General features: G+C 51.7%; 18 protein-coding genes and 7 tRNA genes. 4 read left to right on the top strand and 21 right to left on the bottom strand.

The features are described from left to right. Positions 1 to 84: 84 nt before the first annotated feature. From gltL to miaB, 9 genes are all read right to left on the bottom strand, one after another. Entirely contained in the window at positions 85 to 810 is a 726-nt protein-coding gene (gene gltL, locus G8S19_RS15930; protein WP_003022754.1) for a glutamate/aspartate ABC transporter ATP-binding protein GltL, read from the bottom strand. Beyond that, positions 810 to 1,484, bottom strand: a complete 675-nt coding sequence (gene gltK, locus G8S19_RS15925) for a glutamate/aspartate ABC transporter permease GltK (RefSeq protein WP_003022757.1) — start codon at positions 1,482 to 1,484, stop codon at positions 810 to 812. The genes gltL and gltK overlap by 1 nt, the downstream gene beginning before the upstream one ends. Beyond that, on the bottom strand, positions 1,484 to 2,224 hold the full coding sequence (gltJ, locus tag G8S19_RS15920) for a glutamate/aspartate ABC transporter permease GltJ (RefSeq protein WP_003022759.1): 741 nt from the start codon (positions 2,222 to 2,224) through the stop codon (positions 1,484 to 1,486). Before gltJ ends, gltK begins: the two co-directional genes overlap by 1 nt. A gap of 159 nt (positions 2,225 to 2,383) precedes the next feature. Beyond that, on the bottom strand, positions 2,384 to 3,292 hold the full coding sequence (gltI, locus tag G8S19_RS15915) for a glutamate/aspartate ABC transporter substrate-binding protein GltI (RefSeq protein WP_253685534.1): 909 nt from the start codon (positions 3,290 to 3,292) through the stop codon (positions 2,384 to 2,386). Between the two features lie 356 nt (positions 3,293 to 3,648). Continuing rightward, positions 3,649 to 5,187 carry an apolipoprotein N-acyltransferase gene (lnt, locus tag G8S19_RS15910; RefSeq protein ID WP_253685532.1) on the bottom strand — a complete coding sequence of 513 codons (1,539 nt, stop codon included), beginning with the start codon at positions 5,185 to 5,187 and terminating at the stop codon, positions 3,649 to 3,651. Positions 5,188 to 5,211: 24 nt separating this feature from the next. Further along, entirely contained in the window at positions 5,212 to 6,090 is an 879-nt protein-coding gene (corC, locus tag G8S19_RS15905; protein WP_003847383.1) for a CNNM family magnesium/cobalt transport protein CorC, read from the bottom strand. A 96-nt stretch (positions 6,091 to 6,186) separates the two neighbouring features. After that, entirely contained in the window at positions 6,187 to 6,654 is a 468-nt protein-coding gene (ybeY, locus tag G8S19_RS15900) for an rRNA maturation RNase YbeY (RefSeq protein WP_048212287.1), read from the bottom strand. Next, positions 6,651 to 7,697, bottom strand: coding sequence for a PhoH family protein (locus tag G8S19_RS15895; protein ID WP_048212286.1), 1,047 nt, complete (start codon positions 7,695 to 7,697; stop codon positions 6,651 to 6,653). The genes ybeY and G8S19_RS15895 overlap by 4 nt, the downstream gene beginning before the upstream one ends. A gap of 206 nt (positions 7,698 to 7,903) precedes the next feature. Beyond that, a complete protein-coding gene (miaB, locus tag G8S19_RS15890; protein ID WP_005121416.1) occupies positions 7,904 to 9,334 on the bottom strand; it encodes a tRNA (N6-isopentenyl adenosine(37)-C2)-methylthiotransferase MiaB in 1,431 nt (476 codons plus the stop codon). Between the two features lie 145 nt (positions 9,335 to 9,479). Between miaB and ubiF the strand changes: the two genes are divergently transcribed. Next, a complete protein-coding gene (ubiF, locus tag G8S19_RS15885; protein WP_199945101.1) occupies positions 9,480 to 10,655 on the top strand; it encodes a 3-demethoxyubiquinol 3-hydroxylase in 1,176 nt (391 codons plus the stop codon). Positions 10,656 to 10,775: 120 nt separating this feature from the next. On the opposite strand, the gene G8S19_RS15880 is transcribed toward ubiF, so the two are convergent. From G8S19_RS15880 to nagB, 12 genes are all read right to left on the bottom strand, one after another. Beyond that, a tRNA-Gln gene (locus G8S19_RS15880) sits at positions 10,776 to 10,850 on the bottom strand. Positions 10,851 to 10,886: 36 nt separating this feature from the next. Next, a tRNA-Gln gene (locus G8S19_RS15875) sits at positions 10,887 to 10,961 on the bottom strand. 43 nt (positions 10,962 to 11,004) lie between these two features. Beyond that, a tRNA-Met gene (locus G8S19_RS15870) sits at positions 11,005 to 11,081 on the bottom strand. 21 nt (positions 11,082 to 11,102) lie between these two features. Further along, positions 11,103 to 11,177: transfer RNA gene (locus G8S19_RS15865), tRNA-Gln, on the bottom strand. Positions 11,178 to 11,214: 37 nt separating this feature from the next. After that, positions 11,215 to 11,289: transfer RNA gene (locus G8S19_RS15860), tRNA-Gln, on the bottom strand. A gap of 23 nt (positions 11,290 to 11,312) precedes the next feature. Next, positions 11,313 to 11,397 (bottom strand) — tRNA-Leu (locus G8S19_RS15855). An 8-nt stretch (positions 11,398 to 11,405) separates the two neighbouring features. Beyond that, a tRNA-Met gene (locus G8S19_RS15850) sits at positions 11,406 to 11,482 on the bottom strand. Between the two features lie 223 nt (positions 11,483 to 11,705). Then, positions 11,706 to 13,370, bottom strand: a complete 1,665-nt coding sequence (gene asnB, locus G8S19_RS15845; protein ID WP_003835552.1) for an asparagine synthase B — start codon at positions 13,368 to 13,370, stop codon at positions 11,706 to 11,708. A 301-nt stretch (positions 13,371 to 13,671) separates the two neighbouring features. Next, complete coding sequence (gene nagD, locus G8S19_RS15840) at positions 13,672 to 14,424, bottom strand: ribonucleotide monophosphatase NagD (protein ID WP_048212284.1); 753 nt, start codon at positions 14,422 to 14,424, stop codon at positions 13,672 to 13,674. A 151-nt stretch (positions 14,425 to 14,575) separates the two neighbouring features. Further along, complete coding sequence (locus G8S19_RS15835) at positions 14,576 to 15,796, bottom strand: N-acetylglucosamine repressor (RefSeq protein WP_061067521.1); 1,221 nt, start codon at positions 15,794 to 15,796, stop codon at positions 14,576 to 14,578. A gap of 8 nt (positions 15,797 to 15,804) precedes the next feature. Beyond that, complete coding sequence (gene nagA / locus G8S19_RS15830; protein WP_061067522.1) at positions 15,805 to 16,953, bottom strand: N-acetylglucosamine-6-phosphate deacetylase; 1,149 nt, start codon at positions 16,951 to 16,953, stop codon at positions 15,805 to 15,807. Positions 16,954 to 17,013: 60 nt separating this feature from the next. Next, complete coding sequence (gene nagB, locus G8S19_RS15825; RefSeq protein WP_003022803.1) at positions 17,014 to 17,814, bottom strand: glucosamine-6-phosphate deaminase; 801 nt, start codon at positions 17,812 to 17,814, stop codon at positions 17,014 to 17,016. A 350-nt stretch (positions 17,815 to 18,164) separates the two neighbouring features. Between nagB and nagE the strand changes: the two genes are divergently transcribed. The 3 genes from nagE (at position 18,165) to chiP (ending at position 23,815) form a co-directional block, all read left to right on the top strand. Then, a complete protein-coding gene (nagE, locus tag G8S19_RS15820; protein WP_048212281.1) occupies positions 18,165 to 20,114 on the top strand; it encodes a PTS N-acetyl glucosamine transporter subunit IIABC in 1,950 nt (649 codons plus the stop codon). Positions 20,115 to 20,301: 187 nt separating this feature from the next. Then, positions 20,302 to 21,969 carry a glutamine--tRNA ligase gene (gene glnS, locus G8S19_RS15815; protein ID WP_253685530.1) on the top strand — a complete coding sequence of 556 codons (1,668 nt, stop codon included), beginning with the start codon at positions 20,302 to 20,304 and terminating at the stop codon, positions 21,967 to 21,969. A 439-nt stretch (positions 21,970 to 22,408) separates the two neighbouring features. Then, positions 22,409 to 23,815 (top strand): chitoporin, encoded by a 1,407-nt coding sequence (chiP, locus tag G8S19_RS15810; RefSeq protein ID WP_048212279.1) that lies wholly within the window; start codon positions 22,409 to 22,411, stop codon positions 23,813 to 23,815. Positions 23,816 to 23,858: the final 43 nt, after the last annotated feature.

The raw sequence follows: 23,858 nt of genomic DNA, 5'->3' as shown, positions 1-23,858 counted from the left end.
GGTTAACGCTGGGCTGTATCTGTTTCGAGAAGTGAAGAGGTAAATCGTGAGATGGCGCGCACATGGCGATGCGCGCCAGCAAGATTAGTGCAGGATTTTCGCGAGGAAGTCTTTGGCGCGGTCCGATTTCGGATTGGCGAAGAACTCTTCTTTCGGTGAGTCTTCAACAATTTTCCCTTCATCCATGAAGATCACCCGGTTCGCCACTTTACGCGCAAAGCCCATTTCGTGGGTTACCACCATCATGGTCATCCCTTCATTGGCCAGTTCAACCATAACGTCCAGTACTTCGTTGATCATTTCAGGATCAAGCGCCGATGTCGGTTCGTCAAACAGCATGGCGATAGGATCCATACATAGCGCCCGGGCGATAGCGACACGCTGTTGCTGGCCCCCGGATAGCTGGGCCGGGAACTTCTCGGCATGTGCTGACAGACCAACGCGTTCCAGTAACTTTTGCGCTTTGTCGCGGGCCGGCTTTTTATCGCGCTTAAGCACTTTTACCTGCGCCAGAGTCAGGTTCTCAATGATCGACAGATGCGGGAACAGTTCAAAGTGCTGGAACACCATACCAACACGAGAGCGCAGTTTGGCCAGATCGGTTTTTTTATCATTTACCACGGTGCCATCAACGGTGATGACGCCCTGTTGCACTGGCTCCAGGCCGTTTACCGTCTTGATAAGCGTTGATTTACCGGAGCCTGACGGGCCACAGACAACCACCACCTCACCTTTTTTCACTTCCGTAGAGCAGTCGGTCAGCACCTGAAAGTGACCATACCATTTAGAAACATTTTTCAGGGTAATCATTAAACTGTCCTTTTCTTCAAATAGCTGACCAACAACGATGCGCTCAGACTGAATACAAAATAAACGGCGCCAGCAAACAGGATCATTTCAACCTGCGTGCCGTCACGCTCGCCAATGGTGGAGGCGGTACGGAAGAAGTCTGCCAGACTCAATACATAGACCAGCGAGGTATCCTGGAACAGTACAATGCCTTGGGTAAGCAGCAGCGGCACCATCGCGCGGAAGGCCTGTGGCAGAATAATGAGCTTCATCGACTGCCAGTGGGTCATCCCCAGCGCCAGCGCGGCGCTGGATTGTCCACGAGAAATACTCTGGATACCGGCACGGATAATCTCGGAATAGTACGCAGCTTCAAACATCGAAAACGCGACCATCGCTGAGATCAGGCGAATATCGGTTTTAGGCGACAGACCCAGTACGTTTTGCAGGAAGCCGGGCACAATCAGGTAGAACCACAGCAGCACCATGACCAGTGGAATAGAACGAAATACGTTGACGTAGCCTTTCGCAAACCAGGCAATCGGCGCGAAGCTGGACAGACGCATTACTGCAAGGATGGTTCCCCAGACAATACCAATGACGACCGCCGTAACGGTGATTTTCAACGTGATGATCAGCCCGTCCAGCAGATATGGCAGGGAAGGGACGATAGAACTCCAGTCAAATTCGTACATTATTTGCCTCCCAAATTGCCAGGCAGGCGGATTTTGCGTTCGACGAGATTCATCACCAGCATGATGACGGCGTTAATCAGGACGTAGGCCAGAGTGATAGCGGTAAACGATTCCCATGCGTGGGCGGAGTAATCCAGTAGTTTTCCCGCCTGCGCCGCCATATCGACCAGGCCGATGGTGGAGGCAATCGCGGAGTTCTTCACCAGGTTCATCATCTCTGAGGTCATTGGCGGAACAATCACGCGATAAGCGTTTGGCAGCAGCACATAGCGGTAGGCTTGCGGCAGCGTTAGGCCCATCGCCAGCGCGGCGTTTTTCTGCCCGCGAGGCAGGGACTGAATCGCGGCGCGAACCTGTTCACAGACGCGCGCGGCGGTAAACAACCCCAGACAAAGCATGGATGAGAGGAAGAACTGAATGTTGGGATCCAGTTCCGACTTGAACCACATGCCAATGTTTTCCGGCAGCAGTTCAGGAATAACCAGATACCAGGTAAAGAACTGGACGATGAGTGGAACGTTACGAAACAACTCAACGTATAGCGTGCCGATCCCGGAAAGGAAACGATTTGGTACGGTACGTAAAATGCCGAATAAAGAGCCTATGAGGAAAGCGATAATCCAGGCGGTGATAGATAACGCGACCGTGACCTGGAAACCACTCCAGAGCCAGCCGAGATAGGTGGTGTTGCCGAACGGGGCCTGTTGTAAAAAAATACCCCAGTTCCAGTCTATAGACATAAATCTACTCCAGAAAAAAAAGGGTAGCAGCGCTACCCTCGAAGATTGTTATTCGGCGTTTTGCGGTTTTCAGGCCTGATGGGGAACGACCATCAGGCTTATAGTCTGTCCGTGCCGAGTAACAATCGAGAGGGAGGGGAAGCCTCCCATTTATTTTAGTTAGTTAAGCGCTTTATCATTCGGTTCTTTGAACAGAGCCTTCATCTCGTCTGACAGTTCGAAATTCATGTTCAGGTTCTTCGGTGGAATTGGATTTTTAAACCACTTATCAAACCATTTCTCAGCTTCGCCTGAGGTCTGCGCCTGGGCAATGGTGTCATCCATCAGCTTTTTGAACTCAGGGTCATCTTTGCGCAGCATACAGCCGTAGGCTTCCTGAGATTGCGGCTTGCCGACAATCTCCCAGTTATCCGGTTTCTTCGCTTTCGCGCGTTCGCCAGCCAGCAGGGCGTCATCCATCATAAAGGCAACGGCGCGGCCGCTTTCCAGAGTACGGAAAGAGTCACCGTGGTCTTTCGCGCTGATGATGCGCATATCCATTTTTTGTTCTTCGTTCAGCTTGTGCAGCAGGACTTCTGAGGTCGTACCGGACGTCACAACCACGGCTTTGCCTTTCAGGTCAGCGAAATCTTTGACGTCACCGCCTTTTTTCGCCAGCAGACGGGTGCCGACAACGAAAATGGTGTCAGAGAAGGCTGCTTGTTTCTGGCGCTCGACGTTGTTGGTGGTGGATCCACATTCAAAGTCGAAGGTACCGTTTTGCAGCAGCGGGATACGGTTTTGTGAAGTAATCGGGATCAGTTTTACCTGCAGATCGGGCTTGTTCAGCTTTTTCTTCACGGCTTCAACGATCGCGTTGGAGTAATCCTGTGAATAACCGACCACTTTTTGCTGATTATCGTAGTAAGAAAACGGTACTGATGATTCACGGTGGCCGACAACGATCACGCCATTTTTGGCGATCTTATCCAGCGTGCTGCCTGCCGCTGGTGCTGCGTCTTCTGCGTGCGCCAGACCGGCGGACATTCCCATGACCAGCATGGCAGTGGCGAGCTTACGTAATTGCATATCCAACTCCTTTATCGTCTGCGCCAGGGACGCATTGATACCCATTGTGATGTTGTTATTGTTTGCTACTAAAACGTGCAGTTTTGTATATGTTTGTTAACATTTAGTTTGGATGAATGTAAAGAATTTGCTGTGTTATTGTTTATTTTTGCGAAGTGCGCCGCACCATTTGGGGGCAAAAATATCCTGTTGCACTTTTCGGGTGCTACCTTCGCTCAACTTTGGTGCGACCAGGTTGCACATTCAGCCAAAACAGCGTTTGCCTTGTAGAACAAAGCAATAGACGTGCCAGAATGGGATGTGGGAAATGTTTATGGGCCGGATAAGCAAAGCGTTATCCGGCCGGGGAGGGGAGGTTACTTACGACGTTGACGCAGGCTCATGACCACCGCACCAAAGCCAAACAGCGCGGTCAGCAGCCACAGCGGCCAGTTACCGGTACGAGCATAAGGGGTTAAGCCCGTGGTCGGCGTAACGCTGGTGGTCAGAACCTGACGGGTAAACTGCGGGATCATCGCCTGAATTTCACCCTGCGGGCCAATCACCGCGGTAATACCGTTATTGGTGCTACGCAGCAGCGGGCGTGCCAGCTCCAGAGAACGCATCCGCGCCATCTGGAAGTGCTGCCACGGACCAATGGACTTACCGAACCAGGCATCGTTGGAGATAGTCAGCAGGTAGTCAGTATCCGGACGGAAGTTATCCCGAACCTGTTCGCCAAGAATGATTTCGTAGCAGATGGCAGCCGTCAGCTTAAAGCCGTGCGCATGCAGCTGTGGCTGTACATAAGGTCCACGGCTGAACGAAGACATTGGCAGGTCAAAGAACGGCGCTAACGGGCGTAGGATCGATTCCAGCGGGACAAACTCACCAAATGGGACAAGGTGATTTTTGTTATAGCGATTGGTCGAGTCATAACTGTACGGACTGTCTTTACCCAACGTGATGATGGTGTTGTAGGTGTCGTAACGATTCTGTTTGTTCAGGCGAGCATCTACAATCCCGGTAATCAGCGTGCTGTTTTTCGATTTCAGCAGGTCATCCATCATGCTCAGAAAACGCTGCTGGTTAATTTCCAGATCCGGAATAGCAGATTCTGGCCAGATGATGAGCTGTGATTTACCCATCTCGGGCTGGGTGGCGTCGAGATAAATCTTCAGGGTGTTGAGTAACTGACTTTCATCCCATTTGAGCGACTGTGGAATGTCGCCCTGCACCATCGACACCTGCGTGGTTTTTTCCGGCTCCAGCGTATACCACTGGATATAGCGTAGCGGGAAGGGCAGCGCGAAAAGTATCACGGCCACGACCAGCGGACGCCAGTTACGGCTGACTAACGCCAGCACCAGCAGGCCGCTAACCATCATCAGCAGGAAGTTGATTGCCTCTACGCCCATTACCGGTGCAAGCCCTTTTAGCGGGCCATCAATTTGGCTGTAACCAAACTGCAGCCATGGGAAGCCGGTCAGGACCCAGCCGCGCAGGAATTCAGTTATCTGCCAGATAACCGGCGCGGCAATCGCTACCTGAATCCAACTGGTTTTCGGCCACAGACGCGACAGAATGCCAGCAAACAGACCGGTGTAGAGGGAAAGGTAGGCGGCAAGCAGAACCACGAGAAAAACGTTTACCGGCCCCGGCATGCCGCCAAATTGCGCGATGCTGACGTAGACCCAGTTGATGCCTGAACCAAACAGGCCCATTCCCCAGAAATAGCCAATGGCAGCAGACTGGAGAGGACGGCGGTTGAGGGTAAGAGCCTGCAGACCCATCAGCGAAATAATCGCGGCGGGCCAGATGTCATACGGAGAGAACGCCAGCGTCCCGCAGGCACCGAATAATAACGCCAGCAGCAGGCGCATGCGCTGGCGTTCAATTAATGGGGCAAATGCCATGTAGTCTATGATCCAGTTTCGGGTTTATTCGTCCAGTTTGGGCTGGGGTGAGTCGTCCGGAATTCTGACATGAACCTGAATAATACGACGGCTGTCAGCCATCGCCACTTTGAACTGGTAACCATCAATGTCGATGGTCTCACCGCGAGCGGGTAAATGACCAAAGGCCTGCATAACCAGCCCGCCAATGGTATCGACTTCTTCGTCGCTAAAGTGGGTCCCGAAAGCTTCGTTGAAGTCTTCAATCGACGCCAGCGCGCGAATAGTCCAGGTGTGGCGACTGAGCTGACGGAAATCAATATCGTCTTCTTCGTCGTACTCATCTTCAATTTCACCGACAATCAGTTCAAGGATGTCCTCAATGGTCACCAGACCTGAGACACCGCCAAACTCGTCGATGACGATAGCCATATGATAACGCTGGGAGCGGAACTCTTTCAGCATGCGGTCAACCCGCTTGCTTTCAGGTACGACAACCGCCTGGCGTAACACTTTCTCCATGCTGAAGGCTTCGGCATCGCTGCGCATAAACGGCAGCAAATCTTTGGCCATCAGAATCCCTTCAATGTGATCTTTGTCTTCGCTGATCACCGGAAAACGCGAGTGGGCAGACTCGATGATCACATCGAGACATTCGTCCAGGGTCTGGTTGCGTTTCAGGGTAATCATCTGAGAGCGAGGGATCATAATGTCGCGTACGCGTTGGTCCGCAATATCCATCACCCCTTCGAGCATATCGCGCGTATCTTCATCGATAAGGTCGTTTTGCCCGGAATCACGGATCAGCTCCAACAGTTCGTCGCGGTTTTTCGGTTCACCGTGGAAAAGTTGGCTCAGTAACAGGGAAAAAAATCCCTTTTTGCTGTTTAAGGTGTCACTACTGTGTGAATTGTCGTCGCTCATGGCGTCGTATGGGTTCTCATGTTAGTTAATAGGTCGCTCAATGCGCGTAAACTCAGCGCACGGCTTTATGGGAAGCCCGGGCAGATGCCCGACGGCTTATTCCTTCTCGGCAATGTACGGATCCTCATAGCCCAGAGCAAGCATAATCTCTGTTTCGAGGGATTCCATCTCTTCCGCTTCATCGTCTTCGATATGGTCGTAGCCGAGTAAATGCAGGCTACCGTGCACCACCATGTGCGCCCAGTGGGCTTCAAGCGGCTTACCTTGTTCCTGCGCTTCTTTCTCAACGACCTGACGGCAGATGATCAAATCACCCAGCAGCGGCATCTCAATGCCCGGCGGGGCTTCAAACGGGAAAGAGAGTACGTTGGTTGATTTATCTTTCCCGCGATAGGTCAGGTTCAGCTCGTGGCTTTCAGCATCGTCGACCAACCGAATCGTGACCTCTGACTCTTCCTGAAACTGCGGGATCACGGCATCCAGCCATCTCTGAAACTGACTTTCTGGTGGTAAGCCGGATTCGTTTTCGCATGCCAGCTGTAAATCGAGAATAACCTGACTCATTTTTGTTCCTGCTCCTGAGCTTCGCGCTTGCGTTCTGCCGCCAGCTCGGCTTTGCGTTTTTGTTCTGCTTCTTCCCAGGCTTCATACGCCGTGACGATACGGGCAACCACCGGATGGCGAACCACGTCTTCGCTATGGAAGAAATTAAAACTAATTTCGTCGACTTCAGCCAGCACTTCAATGGCATGACGCAGACCGGACTTGGTGCTGCGCGGCAGGTCAATCTGGGTGATATCGCCGGTGATAACCGCTTTGGAGTTAAAGCCGATACGAGTCAGGAACATTTTCATCTGTTCGATGGTGGTGTTCTGGCTCTCATCAAGAATGATGAACGCATCGTTTAACGTACGGCCACGCATATAGGCCAGCGGCGCAACTTCAATGACGTTACGTTCAATCAGCTTTTCAACCTTCTCAAAACCGAGCATTTCGAACAGCGCGTCATACAGCGGTCGTAAATAGGGATCGACTTTCTGGCTCAGATCGCCTGGCAGGAAACCCAGTTTTTCACCGGCTTCAACCGCTGGACGGGTTAGCAGAATACGGCGGATCTCCTGGCGCTCTAGTGCATCGACCGCAGCGGCAACCGCAAGATACGTTTTACCGGTACCTGCCGGGCCAACGCCGAAGGTGATGTCATGGTCAAGAATATTAGCGATATACTGCGCCTGGTTCGGTGTCCGCGGTTTAATCACTCCGCGCTTGGTTTTGATATTCACCGCTTTGCCAAATTCCGGCACGCTGTCTGCGCTTTGCTCAAGCACACGCGCTTCTTTAATCGCAAGGTGAATTTGTTCTGGCTCGATGTCCTGTGTCTGGCCGCGCATTGGGGCCGTATCGACATACAGGCTGCGTAAAATATCTGCCGCAGCGGTGACACAAATTGGACGACCAGTCAGTTTGAAGTGGTTATCGCGGCGGTTAATTTCGATGCCGAGACGACGCTCCAGTTGTTTTATGTTGTCATCAAATGGCCCGCAAAGGCTCAACAGGCGGGCGTTGTCTGCGGGTTCAAGGATAATTTCGCGAGTGTCTATGTTCAAACTGTTCCTCTTATGCATGTCTCGCCGGACGCTGAACATTTACCGGCATCTAAGGAAATTATTCACGCCATGGGGGAAAGGCGCAAGCATTGCAATAAATATGGGGGTGCCAGGGCAAATTACAAGGCCCGCCGGAGCAGCGAGCCAGGAAGTGTAGGCCCGATAAGCGTGGCGCCATCGGGCATTGTTTGCGTTTTTCAGCAGGATTAAGGCTGATAAGTACCCACGCCCAGATCGTTTTCTTTGCGGGTACGCGCAATGACCGACTCAGGGGATTCTGCGATGCGCAGGCCCATTTCGTCTTCGGTACGCACCACTTTGCCGCGCAGGGAGTTGGTCCAGACATCGGTAATTTCAACATCAACAAACTTACCGACCATATCCGGGGTACCTTCAAAGTTCACCACGCGGTTATTTTCGGTACGCCCTGACAGTTCCATCACGCTTTTCCGTGACGTACCTTCGACAAGAATGCGCTGGGTCGTGCCGACCATACGACGGCTCCAGGCCATGGCTTGCTGGTTAATACGCTCCTGCAGGATGTATAAACGCTGTTTTTTCTCTTCTTCCGGTACGTCATCAACCATATCGGCGGCAGGGGTGCCAGGACGCGCAGAGAAGATAAAGCTGTAGCTCATGTCAAAATTGACGTCAGCAATCAGCTTCATGGTCTGCTCGAAATCCTGCGTGGTTTCCCCCGGGAAGCCCACGATGAAGTCGGAGCTAATCTGGATATCCGGACGCGCTGCGCGCAGTTTGCGAATGATAGCTTTATATTCCAGTGCGGTATGGGTGCGACCCATCAGGTTCAGCACGCGATCTGAACCGCTCTGTACCGGCAGGTGCAGGAAGCTGACCAGTTCTGGCGTATCGCGATAAACTTCCACGATATCATCGGTAAATTCGATCGGATGGCTGGTGGTGAAGCGGATACGGTCAATGCCGTCGATCGCCGCGACCAGACGCAGCAGGTCAGCAAAAGATCCTGTCGTGCCGTCGTAGTTCTCACCGCGCCAGGCGTTGACGTTTTGCCCCAGCAGGTTCACTTCACGCACGCCTTGCGCCGCCAACTGGGCGATTTCGAACAGGATATCATCCGCCGGACGGCTGACTTCCTCACCGCGGGTGTAGGGCACCACGCAGTAAGTACAATATTTATTACAACCTTCCATGATGGACACAAACGCGCTTGGCCCTTCAGCACGCGGTTCCGGCAGGCGGTCGAATTTTTCGATCTCCGGGAAACTGATATCAACCACCGGGCTACGGGTGGTGCTTCCACGCACTTTGTTGATCATTTCCGGCAGACGGTGCAGGGTTTGCGGCCCAAAAATAATATCGACGTAGTGCGCGCGCTGGCGAATATGGTCGCCTTCCTGAGACGCAACACAGCCACCAACACCAATGATGAGCTTGGGATTCTTCTCTTTTAACAGCTTCCAGCGACCCAACTGATGGAAGACTTTTTCCTGAGCCTTCTCACGGATTGAGCAGGTATTCAGCAGCAGCACATCCGCTTCTTCGGCCACGTCGGTCAGTTGATACCCATGGGTGGCATCTAGCAGATCGGCCATCTTCGATGAATCGTATTCGTTCATCTGACAGCCCCAGGTTTTAATATGGAGTTTTTTGGTCATCGACTTGCTCTTGCGAAATTGTGGCTGAAATGCAGGGCGCATAGTGTACTGCTTTGGCGCGGTTGTGACCAGTATGACGGATGTCAGCCTCAAGGGGTAAAAAATCCTGTAAACTTAAGCAATACATGTAACAGGATAATTGACCATGACAAATCAACCAACGGAAATTGCCATTGTCGGCGGGGGGATGGTCGGCGGCGCGCTGGCGCTGGGACTGGCGCAGCACGGATTTACGGTAACGGTTATCGAGCATGCCGTGCCCGCGCCGTTTGTGGCTGACGGACAGCCGGATGTCAGAATTTCGGCTATTAGCTCCGCCTCCGTGTCGTTGCTTAAAGGGCTGGGCGTCTGGGATACGGTGCAGGGGATGCGCAGCCATCCTTATCGTCGGCTGGAGACGTGGGAATGGGAAAATGCCCATGTGGTGTTTGATGCAGCGGAACTTAAGCTGCCGTTGTTGGGTTACATGGTGGAGAACACGGTCCTGCAACAGGCGCTCTGGCAGGCGCTGGAAGCTCATCCTGACGTGACGTTGCGCGTGCCCACCTCGCTGATTTCTTTACATCGACATAATGACCGGCATGAACTTGAGCTGGCAGACGGTGAAAAAATCAATGCGAAGCTGGTGATCGGTGCTGATGGTGCCAACTCTCAGGTACGCAAAATGGCCGGGATTGGCATCCATGCCTGGCAATACGCGCAATCTTGTATGCTGATAACTGTCCAGTGTGAAAACGCACCCGGAGACAGCACCTGGCAGCAGTTTACCCCTGACGGTCCGCGTGCATTTTTACCGCTGTTTGATAACTGGGCCTCGCTGGTGTGGTACGACTCACCAGCTCGCATCCGCCAATTGCAAGCGCTAAATATGCCGCAACTGCAGGCGGAGATCGCTAAACATTTCCCTTCACGACTCGGTAGCGTTACGCCTGTGGCGGCGGGGGCATTCCCGCTTACGCGTCGTCACGCGCTGCAATATGTGCAACCGGGGCTGGCGCTGGTAGGTGATGCCGCGCATACCATTCACCCACTGGCGGGGCAGGGCGTTAATCTGGGGTTTCGCGATGTGGATGCACTGATTGATGTTCTGGTGAGCGCCCGCAGCTATGGTGAGGCGTGGGCCAGTCAACCGGTACTGAAGCGTTATCAGAATCGTCGTATGACCGATAACTTCATTATGCAAAGTGGGATGGATTTGTTCTACGCCGGTTTTAGCAACAACCTGCAGCCGCTGCGTATTATGCGCAATCTCGGGCTCATGGCCGCAGAGCGCGCAGGTGTGCTGAAGCGTCAGGCGCTGAAGTATGCGTTAGGGTTGTAGCTCAAGTGGAGCCTGATGGCGCTACGCTTATCAGGCCTACAAGTCATGTAGGCCGGGTAAGTCTTGCCGTTACCCGGCGTTATAAAAGCAAAAAGCTCGCCGAAGCGAGCTTTTTTAATATGGCTGGGGTACGAGGATTCGAACCTCGGAATGCTGGTATCAGAAACCAGAGCCTTACCGCTTGGCGATACCCCAACGGGTGCACCCACAGAGTGGACGACTTTTTGAAATTGGCTGGGGTACGAGGATTCGAACCTCGGAATGCTGGTATCAGAAACCAGAGCCTTACCGCTTGGCGATACCCCAACAATTTTTTGGATTTACCGAACGAGTCGATACGTCCTTAATATGGTGGCTACGACGGGATTCGAACCTGTGACCCCATCATTATGAGTGATGTGCTCTAACCAGCTGAGCTACGTAGCCTGATACTATCATATTCTTCGATGGCTGGGGTACCTGGATTCGAACCAGGGAATGCCGGTATCAAAAACCGGTGCCTTACCGCTTGGCGATACCCCAATGACCGTCGCGGTGAACCGCTATATCGAAGAAAAAATGGCTGGGGTACCTGGATTCGAACCAGGGAATGCCGGTATCAAAAACCGGTGCCTTACCGCTTGGCGATACCCCATCCGTGCAACGCTTACGGGTGAATGGTGCGGGAGGCGAGACTTGAACTCGCACACCTTGCGGCGCCAGAACCTAAATCTGGTGCGTCTACCAATTTCGCCACTCCCGCAAAAAAGATGGTGGCTACGACGGGATTCGAACCTGTGACCCCATCATTATGAGTGATGTGCTCTAACCAGCTGAGCTACGTAGCCATCTTTTTTTCGCGTAACCTTATCGGCGTTGCGGGGCGCATTATGCGTATTGAGCCTTGAAGCGTCAACCCCTTTTTCATTGAAAATAGCTGGAATGTGACTGTTTGGTTAGGTTGCGAACAGCATGACGCAATATTCGGCAATTATTAGTTATTAATTGTTTTTTAGCACAGAAAACAGACATAAAAAAAGAGCCCCGCAGGGCCCTTTTCTAAGGATTAACTTATTTATAAGCGGACTGGTGTACGCCAACCGCGCGACCAGACGGATCGTTCATGGTTTTAAACGCTTCATCCCATTCGATCGCTTTGGCGGAAGAACAGGCAACAGAAGGGCCGCCCGGAACACATTCCGCAGCGCTGGCAACCGGGAACAGTTCTTCGAAAATCTCACGGTACAAATACGCTTCTTTCGACGATGGCGTGTTGTACGGGAAACGGAAGCTGGCGGTTTCCAGTTGTTGGTCGGAAACTTGCTCTGCAGCGACTTCTTTCAGCGTGTCAATCCAGCTGTAACCGACGCCGTCAGAGAACTGCTCTTTCTGCCGCCATGCGACGCTCGCTGGCAGGTAGGATTCAAAACATTCGCGCAGAACATGTTTTTCCATTTTGCCGTTGCCGCACATTTTATCCTGCGGGTTGATGCGCATTGCCACATCAAGGAATTTTTTGTCCAGGAAGGGCACGCGAGCCTCCACGCCCCAGGCTGACATGGCTTTGTTGGCACGCGCACAGTCGAACATGTGCAGCGCCTGCAGTTTACGCACGGTTTCTTCATGCAATTCTTTCGCGTCTGGCGCTTTGTGGAAGTAGAGATAACCGCCAAACACTTCGTCTGACCCTTCGCCCGACAGCACCATTTTAATGCCCATTGCTTTAATCTTGCGCGACATTAAGTACATCGGCGTCGAGGCACGAATGGTAGTAACATCGTAGGTTTCGATGTGATAAATCACGTCGCGGATAGCATCCAGACCTTCCTGCACGGTGAAGTGGATCTCGTGGTGCACGGTACCCAGATGGTTTGCTACTTCTTGTGCGGCTTTCAGATCCGGTGCGCCTTCGAGGCCGACGGCGAAGGAGTGCAGCTGCGGCCACCAGGCTTCACTGCGTTCCTGATCTTCAACACGACGCGCGGCGTATTTTTTGGTGATTGCGGAAATGACCGAAGAATCCAGACCGCCGGACAGCAATACACCATAAGGAACATCTGACATCAGGTGGCTTTTCACCGCATCTTCCAGCGCCTGACGCAGCTCGTTTTTATCGGTAACGTTGTCTTTTACCGCATCGTATTCAAACCAGTCGCGCTGGTAGTACTGACGAATTTCGCCGTCTTTACTCCACAGATAGCTACCAGCCGGGAATTCTTTAATCGTACGGCAAACAGGAACCAGTGCCTTCATTTCAGACGCAACATAGAAGTTACCGTGTTCGTCGTAGCCCATATACAGTGGGATGATCCCGATGTGATCGCGGCCAATCAGGTAAGCGTCCTGCTCGCTGTCGTACAGCGCGAAGGCAAACATGCCTTGCAGGTCATCCAGGAACTCTGGGCCTTTTTCCTGATACAGCGCGAGGATAACTTCACAGTCGGAACCTGTCTGGAACTGATAGCGATCGCCGTATTCAGCGCGCAGCGCCTGGTGGTTATAAATTTCACCGTTAACCGCCAGGATATGCGTTTTCTTCACGTTGTACAGCGGCTGAGCACCGGCGTTGACGTCGACGATGGACAGACGTTCGTGTGCCAGAATGGCGTTATCACTGGCGTAAATACCCGACCAGTCCGGGCCGCGATGGCGCATCAGACGAGACAATTCCAGGGCTTTTTTACGCAGTTCAACTGCGTCGGTTTTAATATCGAATACGCCAAAAATAGAACACATAACCTTCTCCGTTAACCTGTTGCGTGATGCTTTTTATGTTTGCTTGATAAAGAAAATGCCGCAAAGCGGGAGAGGGCGCAAGCGAATTGCGGGTCAGAAAATAAAAAATGCAATGGTCATTGTGGATTGGTGAAAAAAGATTATGTAATGAACATTGTTATTGATGAATCAGCAATGAAATGGTGATTTTATTGAATGGATAAGATTCTGTAGGCTGGATAAGGCGTTTAGGCCGCCATCCGGCAATAACGCTGTAGAATTGCCGGATGGCGACGCGGGGGCGTCTTATCCGGCCTACGGATTAAATGACGTCAATCTCGGCAACGGAGGGATAGATCCAGCTTGGTCTGAATGGCATGTTGTCAATATCGTCAAGTTTGGATACGCCAGACAGTACCAGGATAGTTTCCAGACCCGCCTGGAAACCTGCCAGAATATCGGTGCGCAGATTGTCGCCAACAATGACCGTTTCTTCTGAGTGCGCCTGCATTTTGTTGAGTGCCGCGCGAATAATCCACGGGCTGGGTTTGCCGACATAAAACGGTTTACGGCCGGAGATCTTCTCAATACCGGCGCACAGCGCACCACAGGCCGGGTAAAATCCGCGACCATGGGTATCGGGGTTAGTGGCGATAAAACGTGCGCCGTTAGCTACAAAGTATGCCGCTTTATGCATCATGTCCCAGTTGTACGAACGGGTCTCTCCGACAATGACAAAATCAGGGTTAACGTCGGTAATAGTAAAGCCAGCTTTATACAGCTCATGGATTAACGCACCTTCACCCACCACGTAGGCTTTTTTCCCTTCCTGACGACGAAGAAAATCAGCGGTAGCCATAGCGGAAGTATAAAAGACGCTATCGGGGACATTCACACCCGCGGTGGCGAAGCGGTTTGCCAGATCTTGCCCGGTCTGCGAAGGGTAGTTCGTCAGCAGGACTAACGGTAAACCTTTCTCCAGAATGCCGGTCAGAAAGTCTGCCGCACCTGGTACGGCAACATTGTCGTGCATCAGCACGCCGTCGATATCACAAATTACATTCTTAATGGTCATGGACAATCCGACATTAAAAAAAGAAGGCATTACTATACACAAAATACACTACATCATTCGAGTTGCATCAAGGTGGCAAGTCTGCGAACTCCTGGAGCTTACTGAAATAAGTGACCGGGGTTCGCAGATGTAGCTTGAAGGATGACGTGTATTAGCTTTCCAGCAAACGCTGCAGCAATGTCCCGTTGAGCATTGCGCGTTTCACCAGCGCAAATGCACCAATCGCTGAACGGTGATCCAGCGTGGAACGTACCACCGGCAAATTGTGGCGAAACGCCTTCAGTGCCTGATTATTAATGCAGCTTTCTATTGCCGGAAGCAGGACCTTATCTGCTTCGGTAATCTCACCGGCAATGACGACTTTTTGCGGGTTAAACAGGTTAATCGCAATCGCGATGGTTTTACCCAGGTGTCGACCAACGTGCTCGATAACTTCTGCTGCCAGATTGTCACCTTTGTTGGCTGCCTTACAGATAGCTTTGATACTGCAATCATCCAGCGTGAGCCGACTTGGATAGCCTTGTTTTAGCAAGTTTTGTACGCGGTGTTCGATAGAAGCATTGGCCGCAATGGTTTCCAGACAGCCGAAATTACCGCAGTGACAGCGCTCACCCAGCGGTTCTACCTGAATATGACCAATCTCACCCACGTTGCCATTGCGACCGATAAAAATGCGGCCATTGGAGATAATCCCTGCGCCGGTTCCGCGGTGAACACGCACCAAAATAGAGTCTTCGCAATCCTGACTTGCCCCGAAATAGTGCTCAGCAAGCGCCAGGCTGCGAATATCGTGACCAACAAAGCAGGTGACTTTGAAGCGTTTTTCGAGCGCTTCGACCAGCCCCCAGTTTTCGACCTGAATGTGTGGCATATAGCGGATGACGCCGCTTTCAGGATCGACAAGGCCTGGCAGGATGACAGAAATTGCGATCAACTCGCGGATTTTCCGCTGGCAACTGTCAATAAAGGTGGCAATCGTATTGAGCAGCGCATATTCCAGCGTTTCCTGGGTGCGCTCCGGGAGAGGGTAATGCTCTTCGGCGACCACTTTGCTGCTCATATCATAGAGCGTCAGCGTGGTGTCGTGGCGGCCAAGACGCACGCCAATTGCGTGGAAATTACGGGTTTCGGTGACGATGGAGATAGCGCGGCGGCCCCCCGTGGAGGCCTGCTGATCGACTTCTTTGATCAGCCCGCGTTCGATCAGTTGACGCGTAATTTTGGTTACGCTGGCGGGGGCAAGCTGGCTTTGCTCGGCAATCTGAATTCGCGAGATTGGCCCATGCTGGTCAATCAGGCGATAAACCGCCGCGCTGTTAAGCTGTTTTACGAGATCAACATTACCTATTTGAGCTTGTCCGCCTGGTGTCATTCTTTCTCTTACTCAGTAACGACCTCGTTGCCATTAACGATGGTCTTGATAATTTTAAAGTCGTGCGTGAACGCGGTCAGGTTGGCTACTTTGCCTGGCGCGATACTGCCGAGTTGTTTGTCGACGCCAATGGCGCGAGCAGGGTAGAGCGTTGCCATGCGCAGGACTTCGTCCAGTGCGATACCGCAATGTTCAACCAGATTGCGTACACCTTCGATCATGGTTAATGATGAACCGCTCAGCGTGCCGTTCTCATCAACACACAGTCCATTGCGGTAGTATATTGTTTTACCAGCGAAAATGAACTGCTCAATGTTTGCCCCCGCCGGCGCGGTCGCGTCGGTGACCAGGCACAGCTTGTCGCCTTTCAGGCGTTTAGCATTGCGGATGTTGGCATAGTCAACATGCATGCCATCGGCAATGATACCGCAATAAATATCTGCCTCATCCAGAATCGCGCCTGCCAGACCTGGTTCGCGACCGGTAATATAAGGCATCGCGTTGAACAGATGTGTTGCAAAGGAAATGCCTGCACGGAAACCGATTTTTGCTTCCTTCAGCGTCGCGTTAGAGTGGCCCGCAGACACCACGATACCTGCATTCACCAGTTGGGTGATCACTTCGACAGGAACCATTTCAGGCGCCAGCGTCACTTTGGTGATGACATCCGCATTATCGCACAGGAAATCGACAAGTGCAGCGTCCGGTTGACGCACAAATCCCGGATTATGCGTACCTTTTTTCACCAGGTTCAGCCACGGACCTTCAAGGTGTAGCCCTAATGCTTGATTTGGATGCTTAGCGAGGTATTCACGCATGACGCGAACGCCCTGCTTCATCAGGTCATCGCTGGTGGTGATTAGCGTTGGCAGATAGTTGGTGCAGCCAGATTTTTCATTGGCTTTTTGCATGATTTCCAGCGTCTCAACGGTAACGGCTTCTGCCGTATCGTTAAACTGTACACCGCCACAGCCGTTTAACTGCACATCAATAAAACCGGGGGAGACAATGGCTCCATTCAGCGAGCGCTGTTCAATCCCTGACGGCAATTCAGACAGTGGGCAAACGCTATCGATCAGGCCATTGGCGACAACAATCGCATGGTCATCAAGAATTTCGTGACCGGTAAAAATCCGGCCCTGGGTTAAAGCATACATTCCGACCCCCGATTTCAAAAAAATGCCGCCCTGCACGTTTTCGACAGGGCGGAGACATCATTACAGACCTTTAATATTTTCCGCTTCTAACTCGTTAAAGTATTTCAGCGTCTTCACTTTCAGTTCCATAGTGGAAGGTTCATCGCAGACCACAACTGCTTTCGGATGAAGCTGCAGACAGCTGATGGTCCACATATGGTTAACGTTGCCTTCAACAGCCGCCTGCAGCGCCTGCGCTTTCTGGTGACCCAGCACCAGGATCATTACTTCTTCAGCATCCAACAGGGTGCCCACGCCTACGGTCAGTGCATATTTAGGCACCTGGCTTACGTCGCCGTCAAAGAAGCGTGAGTTAGCTACGCGGGTGTCGTGGGTCAACGTTTTGATACGGGTACGGGAAGCTAAAGAAGAAGCGGGTTCGTTGAACGCAATGTGTCCATCGTTACCTACGCCGCCCATAAACAGATGGATTTTACCGTAAGAACGGATTTTCTCTTCATACTGACGGCATTCTGCATCAATATCCGGCGCGTTACCATTGAGGAGGTTGATGTTTTCTGCTGGAATATCAACATGATCAAAGAAGTTACGGTGCATAAAGCTGTGATAACTTTCCGGATGTTCCTTCGGCAGGCCAACGTATTCGTCCATGTTGAAAGTGACAACATGTTTGAAGCTCACCTGGCCCGCTTTGTGCATTTCGACTAATGCTTTATAGGCAGTCAGCGGAGTGCCGCCAGTCGGCAGGCCCAGAACGAACGGACGATCTGCCGTTGGTTTGAACGCGTTAATGCGGTTAACGATATGGCGAGCAGCCCATTTGCCGACTTGTTCAGCGGTATTCAGGGGGATCAGTCTCATTCTTCACCTCAAAAGTAAATGTAAGCAGTTGGCGGATTGAGTCTCTGTGCAGTATTAAGCGTAACCTGGTTTTGCATCGGTAAGGATCAATCCGTTTCGATTTTTTGAATGATAAAATAAGTTTTCGTAGTTAGCCAGTGTAAGGGAGGGTTAATAACGATATTTGGTGATTGGAATCACAAAAAACACGCTTTTAATTTGCGATACGAATTAATTTTTCACACACTCTGAATGTAGATGAATGGTTAATGTTGTTGTCCCAAAATCTCTTGCTGTTGCAGTTAGGAATGGTCGCACAATAAAAATATGGCTTCAAAGGAGCCTAATCGGGGTCTCGTAGGGGGAATAAAATGAATATTTTAGGTTTTTTCCAGCGGCTGGGTAGGGCGTTACAGCTCCCCATCGCGGTGCTGCCAGTCGCGGCACTGTTGCTGCGATTCGGCCAACCAGATTTACTGAACGTACCCTTCATCGCGCAAGCGGGTGGGGCTATCTTTGATAACCTCGCGTTAATTTTTGCTATCGGTGTGGCTTCCAGCTGGTCTAAAGACAGCGCGGGTGCGGCAGCGCTGGCAGGTGCGGTTGGTTATTTCATATTGACCAAAGCAATGGTTACCATTAACCCGGCGATCAACATGGGCGTGCTGGCGGGTATCATCACCGGTCTGGTCGGCGGTGCTGTGTATAACCGTTGGTCTGGCATCAAACTGCCTGATTTCCTGAGCTTCTTCGGCGGCAAACGTTTTGTACCCATCGCCACTGGCTTCTTCTGTTTGATACTGGCTGCTATCTTCGGCTACGTGTGGCCGCCGGTGCAGAATGCCATCCATGCGGGTGGTGAGTGGATCGTGGGCGCTGGCGCGCTGGGTTCTGGTATTTTTGGCTTCATCAACCGTCTGCTGATCCCAACCGGTCTGCATCAGGTGCTGAACACCATCGCCTGGTTCCAGATTGGCGAATTCACTAACGCTGCAGGTACCGTATTCCACGGTGATATCAACCGCTTCTACGCGGGTGACGGCACTGCGGGTATGTTCATGTCTGGCTTCTTCCCGATCATGATGTTTGGTCTGCCGGGTGCGGCTCTGGCGATGTACTTCGCCGCGCCGAAAGCGCGTCGTCCGATGGTCGGCGGTATGCTGCTGTCCGTTGCTATCACCGCATTTCTGACCGGTGTTACCGAGCCGCTGGAATTCCTGTTTATGTTCCTGGCTCCGTTGCTGTACCTCCTGCACGCCGTTCTGACGGGTATCAGCCTGTTCGTTGCGACGCTGTTGGGAATCCATGCGGGCTTCTCTTTCTCCGCAGGTGCTATCGACTACGTGTTGATGTACAACCTGCCGGCTGCAAGTAAGAACGTCTGGATGCTGGTCGCCATGGGTCTGGTATTCTTCGTTATCTACTTCGTCCTGTTCAGCGCGGTTATTCGTTTGTTTAACCTGAAAACGCCGGGCCGCGAAGATAAAGAAGACGAGATTGTTACTGACGAAGCAAACAGCAATACCGAAGAAGGTTTAGCTCAACTGGCAACCAACTACATTGCTGCGGTTGGCGGTACGGATAACCTGAAAGCGATTGATGCCTGTATCACCCGTCTGCGTCTGACCGTTGGCGATTCTGCCCGCGTCAATGATGCGATGTGCAAACGCTTAGGCGCATCGGGTGTGGTTAAGCTGAACAAACAAACTATTCAGGTTATCGTGGGTGCGAAAGCTGAATCTATCGGCGACGAAATGAAGAAAGTTGTGGCACGCGGCCCGGTTGCGGCAGCGTCTACTGACAATGCCCCGACAGCGGCTGCCCCGATTGCAAAACCGCAGGCTGTCGCGAATGCGGTCACCATTGAAGCGCTGGTTTCTCCGATTACCGGTGATGTGGTTGCACTGGAGCAGGTGCCTGATGAAGCCTTCGCCAGCAAAGCAGTGGGTGACGGCGTGGCGGTAAAACCAACGGATAAAATCGTGGTTTCTCCGGCAGCGGGTACTATTGTGAAAATCTTCAACACCAACCATGCGTTCTGTCTGGAAACGGAAAAAGGCGCGGAAATCGTGGTCCATATGGGTATCGATACCGTGGCGCTGGAAGGTAAAGGCTTTAAACGTCTGGTTGAAGAAGGTGCGGTTGTTGCAGCAGGTCAACCGATTCTGGAAATGGATCTGGAATACCTGAACGCCAACGCACGTTCCATGATTAGCCCGGTTGTGTGCAGCAACAGCGATGATTTCGGTGCGCTGGTCATTAAAGCCGAAGGTCATGTGGTTGCCGGTCAGACACCGCTGTATGAGATTAAAGGTAAATAACTGCTCCTGAGTAAAGTGAGTTAAGTGCCTTAAGCGGCGGGGGAGATTCCTCCGCCGCTTTTTTTTGCAGCAAATACCCTCATATATCCTGTTGAAACACCTTTTTTGTGCAACTAATAGTTGTCTCCTGACGTCGCTTATAAGATCATGTTCCGTTATACGTTGTTTACGCTTTGAGGAATCCACGATGAGTGAGGCTGAAGCCCGCCCGAGTAACTTTATTCGTCAGATCATCGATGAAGATCTGGCCAGTGGTAAGCACACCACTATCCATACACGTTTTCCGCCGGAGCCAAATGGCTATCTGCACATTGGCCACGCGAAATCCATTTGTCTGAACTTTGGCATTGCGCAAGATTACCAGGGCCAGTGCAACCTGCGTTTTGATGATACGAACCCGGTTAAAGAAGATATCGAGTACGTTGAATCGATTAAAAACGACGTTGAATGGTTAGGTTTCCACTGGACTGGCGACATTCGCTACTCTTCGGATTACTTCGATCAGCTTCACGCCTATGCGGTAGAGCTTATTAATAAAGGCCTGGCGTACGTTGACGAACTGTCAGCGGAAGAAATTCGCGAATACCGTGGCACGTTGACTCAGCCGGGTATAAACAGCCCGTTCCGCGATCGCAGCGTTGAAGAAAACCTCGCGCTGTTTGAAAAAATGCGTAACGGTGGTTTTGAAGAAGGTAAAGCCTGCCTGCGTGCGAAAATCGATATGGCTTCGCCGTTTATCGTGATGCGCGATCCGGTGCTGTACCGTATTAAGTTCGCTGAACACCACCAGACCGGCAATAAGTGGTGCATCTACCCGATGTACGACTTTACCCACTGCATCAGCGATGCGCTGGAAGGCATCACGCATTCACTGTGTACGCTGGAGTTCCAGGATAACCGTCGTCTGTACGACTGGGTGCTGGACAACATCACTATTCCGGTTCATCCGCGTCAGTACGAATTCTCGCGCCTGAATCTGGAATATACCGTGATGTCCAAGCGCAAGCTGAACCTGCTGGTGACCGACAAGCACGTTGAAGGCTGGGATGATCCCCGTATGCCGACGATCTCTGGCCTGCGTCGTCGCGGTTACACCGCTGCCGCGATCCGTGAGTTCTGCAAACGCATTGGCGTGACCAAGCAGGACAACACCATTGAGATCGCTTCTCTGGAATCCTGTATCCGCGAAGATCTGAACGAAAACGCCCCGCGCGCGATGGCGGTTATCGATCCGGTGAAACTGGTTATCGAAAACTACCCGCAGGGCGAAAGCGAACTGGTCACCATGCCTAACCATCCGAGCAAGCCGGAAATGGGCAGCCGTGAAGTGCCGTTCAGCGGTGAAATCTGGATCGACAGGGCCGATTTCCGCGAAGAAGCGAACAAGCAGTACAAGCGTCTGGTGATGGGTAAAGAAGTCCGTCTGCGTAATGCTTACGTGATCAAAGCTGAGCGTGTCGAGAAAGATGCAGAAGGGAAGATCACCACCATTTTCTGCACCTACGATGCTGACACCCTGAGCAAAGATCCGGCCGATGGTCGTAAAGTTAAAGGCGTTATTCACTGGGTGAGCGCGTCCCATGCGCTACCGATTGAAATCCGTCTGTACGACCGTCTGTTTAGCGTGCCAAACCCGGGGGCAGCGGAAGACTTCCTGTCCGTTATTAACCCGGAATCGCTGGTTATTAAGCAGGGTTACGGTGAGCCTTCGCTACAGGCCGCTGTTGCTGGTAAAGCGTTCCAGTTCGAGCGTGAAGGGTATTTCTGCCTCGACAGCCGCTACGCAACAGCTGACAAATTGGTGTTTAACCGCACCGTGGGTCTGCGCGATACATGGGCTAAAGTAGGCGAATAAACCGTCGTTACGCATTATCTTTTCAAACGCCGCACTCTGCGGCGTTTTTTTTCGCCTGAAAATGGTTAGCAGACTCTATTTGCGCAGCGAAATAATTGTTATTCAGGAATGGTTTTTGCCGTTTATATTTTTCTAACAAAAACCTTGTTTTATCAGCCACTCTGGACTGAAACCGATTTCATCTTTATGGAAAACAAGCCTTTTTTCAATTTTTCAACGCTTTTTTAACTCCCGATGAAAATGTAACAGAAAGCAATGAAATATGTGCGGTTGCTCATGTTCTTACATACTGGTTACAAAAAGAGATTGATAATTCGCGTCGCGAAAAATAGTCTATTCATTGTAGTCAATGAGGTTTTCTCAGCGCTACTTTTTTAATTTTTGCTTTTTCGCTGTCCGCTTTTATCGGCAGCATTTTTATGTCAAAGAGGATTAACATATGCGTACGTTTAGTGGCAAACGTAGTACGCTGGCGCTGGCTATCGCCGGTATCACAGCAATGTCGGGTTTTGTTGTCGCTCCCCAGGTTCACGCCGAAGGTTTTATTGATGACTCTACCTTAACTGGCGGCATCTATTACTGGCAGCGTGAACGTGACCGTAAAGATGTGACCGACCACGACAAATACAAAACCAACCTTTCTCACTCCACCTGGAACGCTAACCTCGACTTCCAGTCCGGTTATGCGGCCGATATGTTTGGTATTGATATCGCAGCATTCACTGCTATTGAAATGAACGAAAGTAGCGAAAGCGGCCATCCAAACGAAATCGCATTCTCTTCAAAAAATAAAGGCTATGACGAAGATTACTCCGGCGATAAGAGCGGGATTAGCCTGTATAAAGCGGCAGCCAAATTCAAATTTGGCCCAACCTGGGCGCGCGCTGGTTATATTCAGCCAACCGGGCAAACTCTGCTGGCACCACACTGGAGCTTTATGCCTGGTACCTATCAGGGTGCTGAAGCCGGTGCCAACTTCGATTATGGCGATGCGGGTGCGCTGAGCTTCTCCTATATGTGGGCCAACGAATATAAAGCACCGTGGCACACCGAAGTCGATAAATTCTATCAGGCCGATAAAAAGACCAAAGTTGATTACCTCCATTCAATCGGCGCAAAGTATGACTTCAAAAATAACCTGCTGTTGGAAGCAGCATTCGGTCAGTCTGAAGGCTACGTCGATCAGTATTTCGCCAAAGCCAGCTACAAATTTGATTTAGGCGGTAACCCGTTTACCACCAGCTACCAGTTCTACGGTGCCCGCGATAAGGTTGATGACCGCACAGTTAACGACATTTATGATGGCACGGCCTGGCTGCAGGCACTGACCTTCGGCTACAAAGTGGCAGAAGTCGTTGATCTGCGACTGGAAGGGACCTGGGTTAAAGCTGACGGGCAGCAGGGCTACTTCCTGCAGCGTATGACCCCGACCTATGCGTCTTCAAACGGTCGTCTGGACGTTTGGTGGGATAACCGCTCTGACTTCAACGCCAACGGTGAAAAGGCCGTGTTCTTCGGCGCGATGTATGACCTGAAAAACTGGAACCTGCCTGGCTGGGCAGTGGGCGCATCATACGTTTACGCGTGGGATGCTAAACCGGCTACCTGGCAGCTCAACCCGGATGCGTACTACGACAAAAATCGTACTATTGAAGAGTCGTCTTACAGCCTGGATGCGGTCTATACCCTGCAGGATGGCCGTGCGAAGGGCACTATGTTTAAACTGCACTTCACCCAGTACGACAACCATTCAGATATTCCGAGCTGGGGCGGTGGTTACGGTAACATCTTCCAGGATGAGCGTGACGTGAAATTCATCGTTATTGCTCCGTTCACCATCTTCTAATGCCGACAGAGGCAGGCCGCAAGCCTGCCGTTTTGTTGAGGAA

It is taken from the genome of Citrobacter sp. SX206 (assembly GCF_024181025.1).
In the GTDB taxonomy this organism is placed as follows: domain Bacteria; phylum Pseudomonadota; class Gammaproteobacteria; order Enterobacterales; family Enterobacteriaceae; genus Citrobacter; species Citrobacter youngae.
This window is presented reverse-complemented; position numbering and strand designations above follow the sequence as displayed.

Bases quoted from the DNA above. Each gene is read 5' to 3' on its own strand.
- corC (WP_003847383.1), bottom strand. From the start codon at position 6,090: ATGAGCGACGACAATTCACACAGTAGTGACACCTTAAACAGCAAAAAG.
- miaB (WP_005121416.1), bottom strand. From the start codon at position 9,334: ATGACCAAAAAACTCCATATTAAAACCTGGGGCTGTCAGATGAACGAA.
- gltJ (WP_003022759.1), bottom strand. From the start codon at position 2,224: ATGTCTATAGACTGGAACTGGGGTATTTTTTTACAACAGGCCCCGTTC.
- chiP (WP_048212279.1), top strand. From the start codon at position 22,409: ATGCGTACGTTTAGTGGCAAACGTAGTACGCTGGCGCTGGCTATCGCC.
- ybeY (WP_048212287.1), bottom strand. From the start codon at position 6,654: ATGAGTCAGGTTATTCTCGATTTACAGCTGGCATGCGAAAACGAATCC.
- glnS (WP_253685530.1), top strand. From the start codon at position 20,302: ATGAGTGAGGCTGAAGCCCGCCCGAGTAACTTTATTCGTCAGATCATC.
- gltI (WP_253685534.1), bottom strand. From the start codon at position 3,292: ATGCAATTACGTAAGCTCGCCACTGCCATGCTGGTCATGGGAATGTCC.
- gltL (WP_003022754.1), bottom strand. From the start codon at position 810: ATGATTACCCTGAAAAATGTTTCTAAATGGTATGGTCACTTTCAGGTG.
- G8S19_RS15835 (WP_061067521.1), bottom strand. From the start codon at position 15,796: ATGACACCAGGCGGACAAGCTCAAATAGGTAATGTTGATCTCGTAAAA.
- nagE (WP_048212281.1), top strand. From the start codon at position 18,165: ATGAATATTTTAGGTTTTTTCCAGCGGCTGGGTAGGGCGTTACAGCTC.
- asnB (WP_003835552.1), bottom strand. From the start codon at position 13,370: ATGTGTTCTATTTTTGGCGTATTCGATATTAAAACCGACGCAGTTGAA.
- ubiF (WP_199945101.1), top strand. From the start codon at position 9,480: ATGACAAATCAACCAACGGAAATTGCCATTGTCGGCGGGGGGATGGTC.
- nagB (WP_003022803.1), bottom strand. From the start codon at position 17,814: ATGAGACTGATCCCCCTGAATACCGCTGAACAAGTCGGCAAATGGGCT.
- lnt (WP_253685532.1), bottom strand. From the start codon at position 5,187: ATGGCATTTGCCCCATTAATTGAACGCCAGCGCATGCGCCTGCTGCTG.
- gltK (WP_003022757.1), bottom strand. From the start codon at position 1,484: ATGTACGAATTTGACTGGAGTTCTATCGTCCCTTCCCTGCCATATCTG.
- nagD (WP_048212284.1), bottom strand. From the start codon at position 14,424: ATGACCATTAAGAATGTAATTTGTGATATCGACGGCGTGCTGATGCAC.
- nagA (WP_061067522.1), bottom strand. From the start codon at position 16,953: ATGTATGCTTTAACCCAGGGCCGGATTTTTACCGGTCACGAAATTCTT.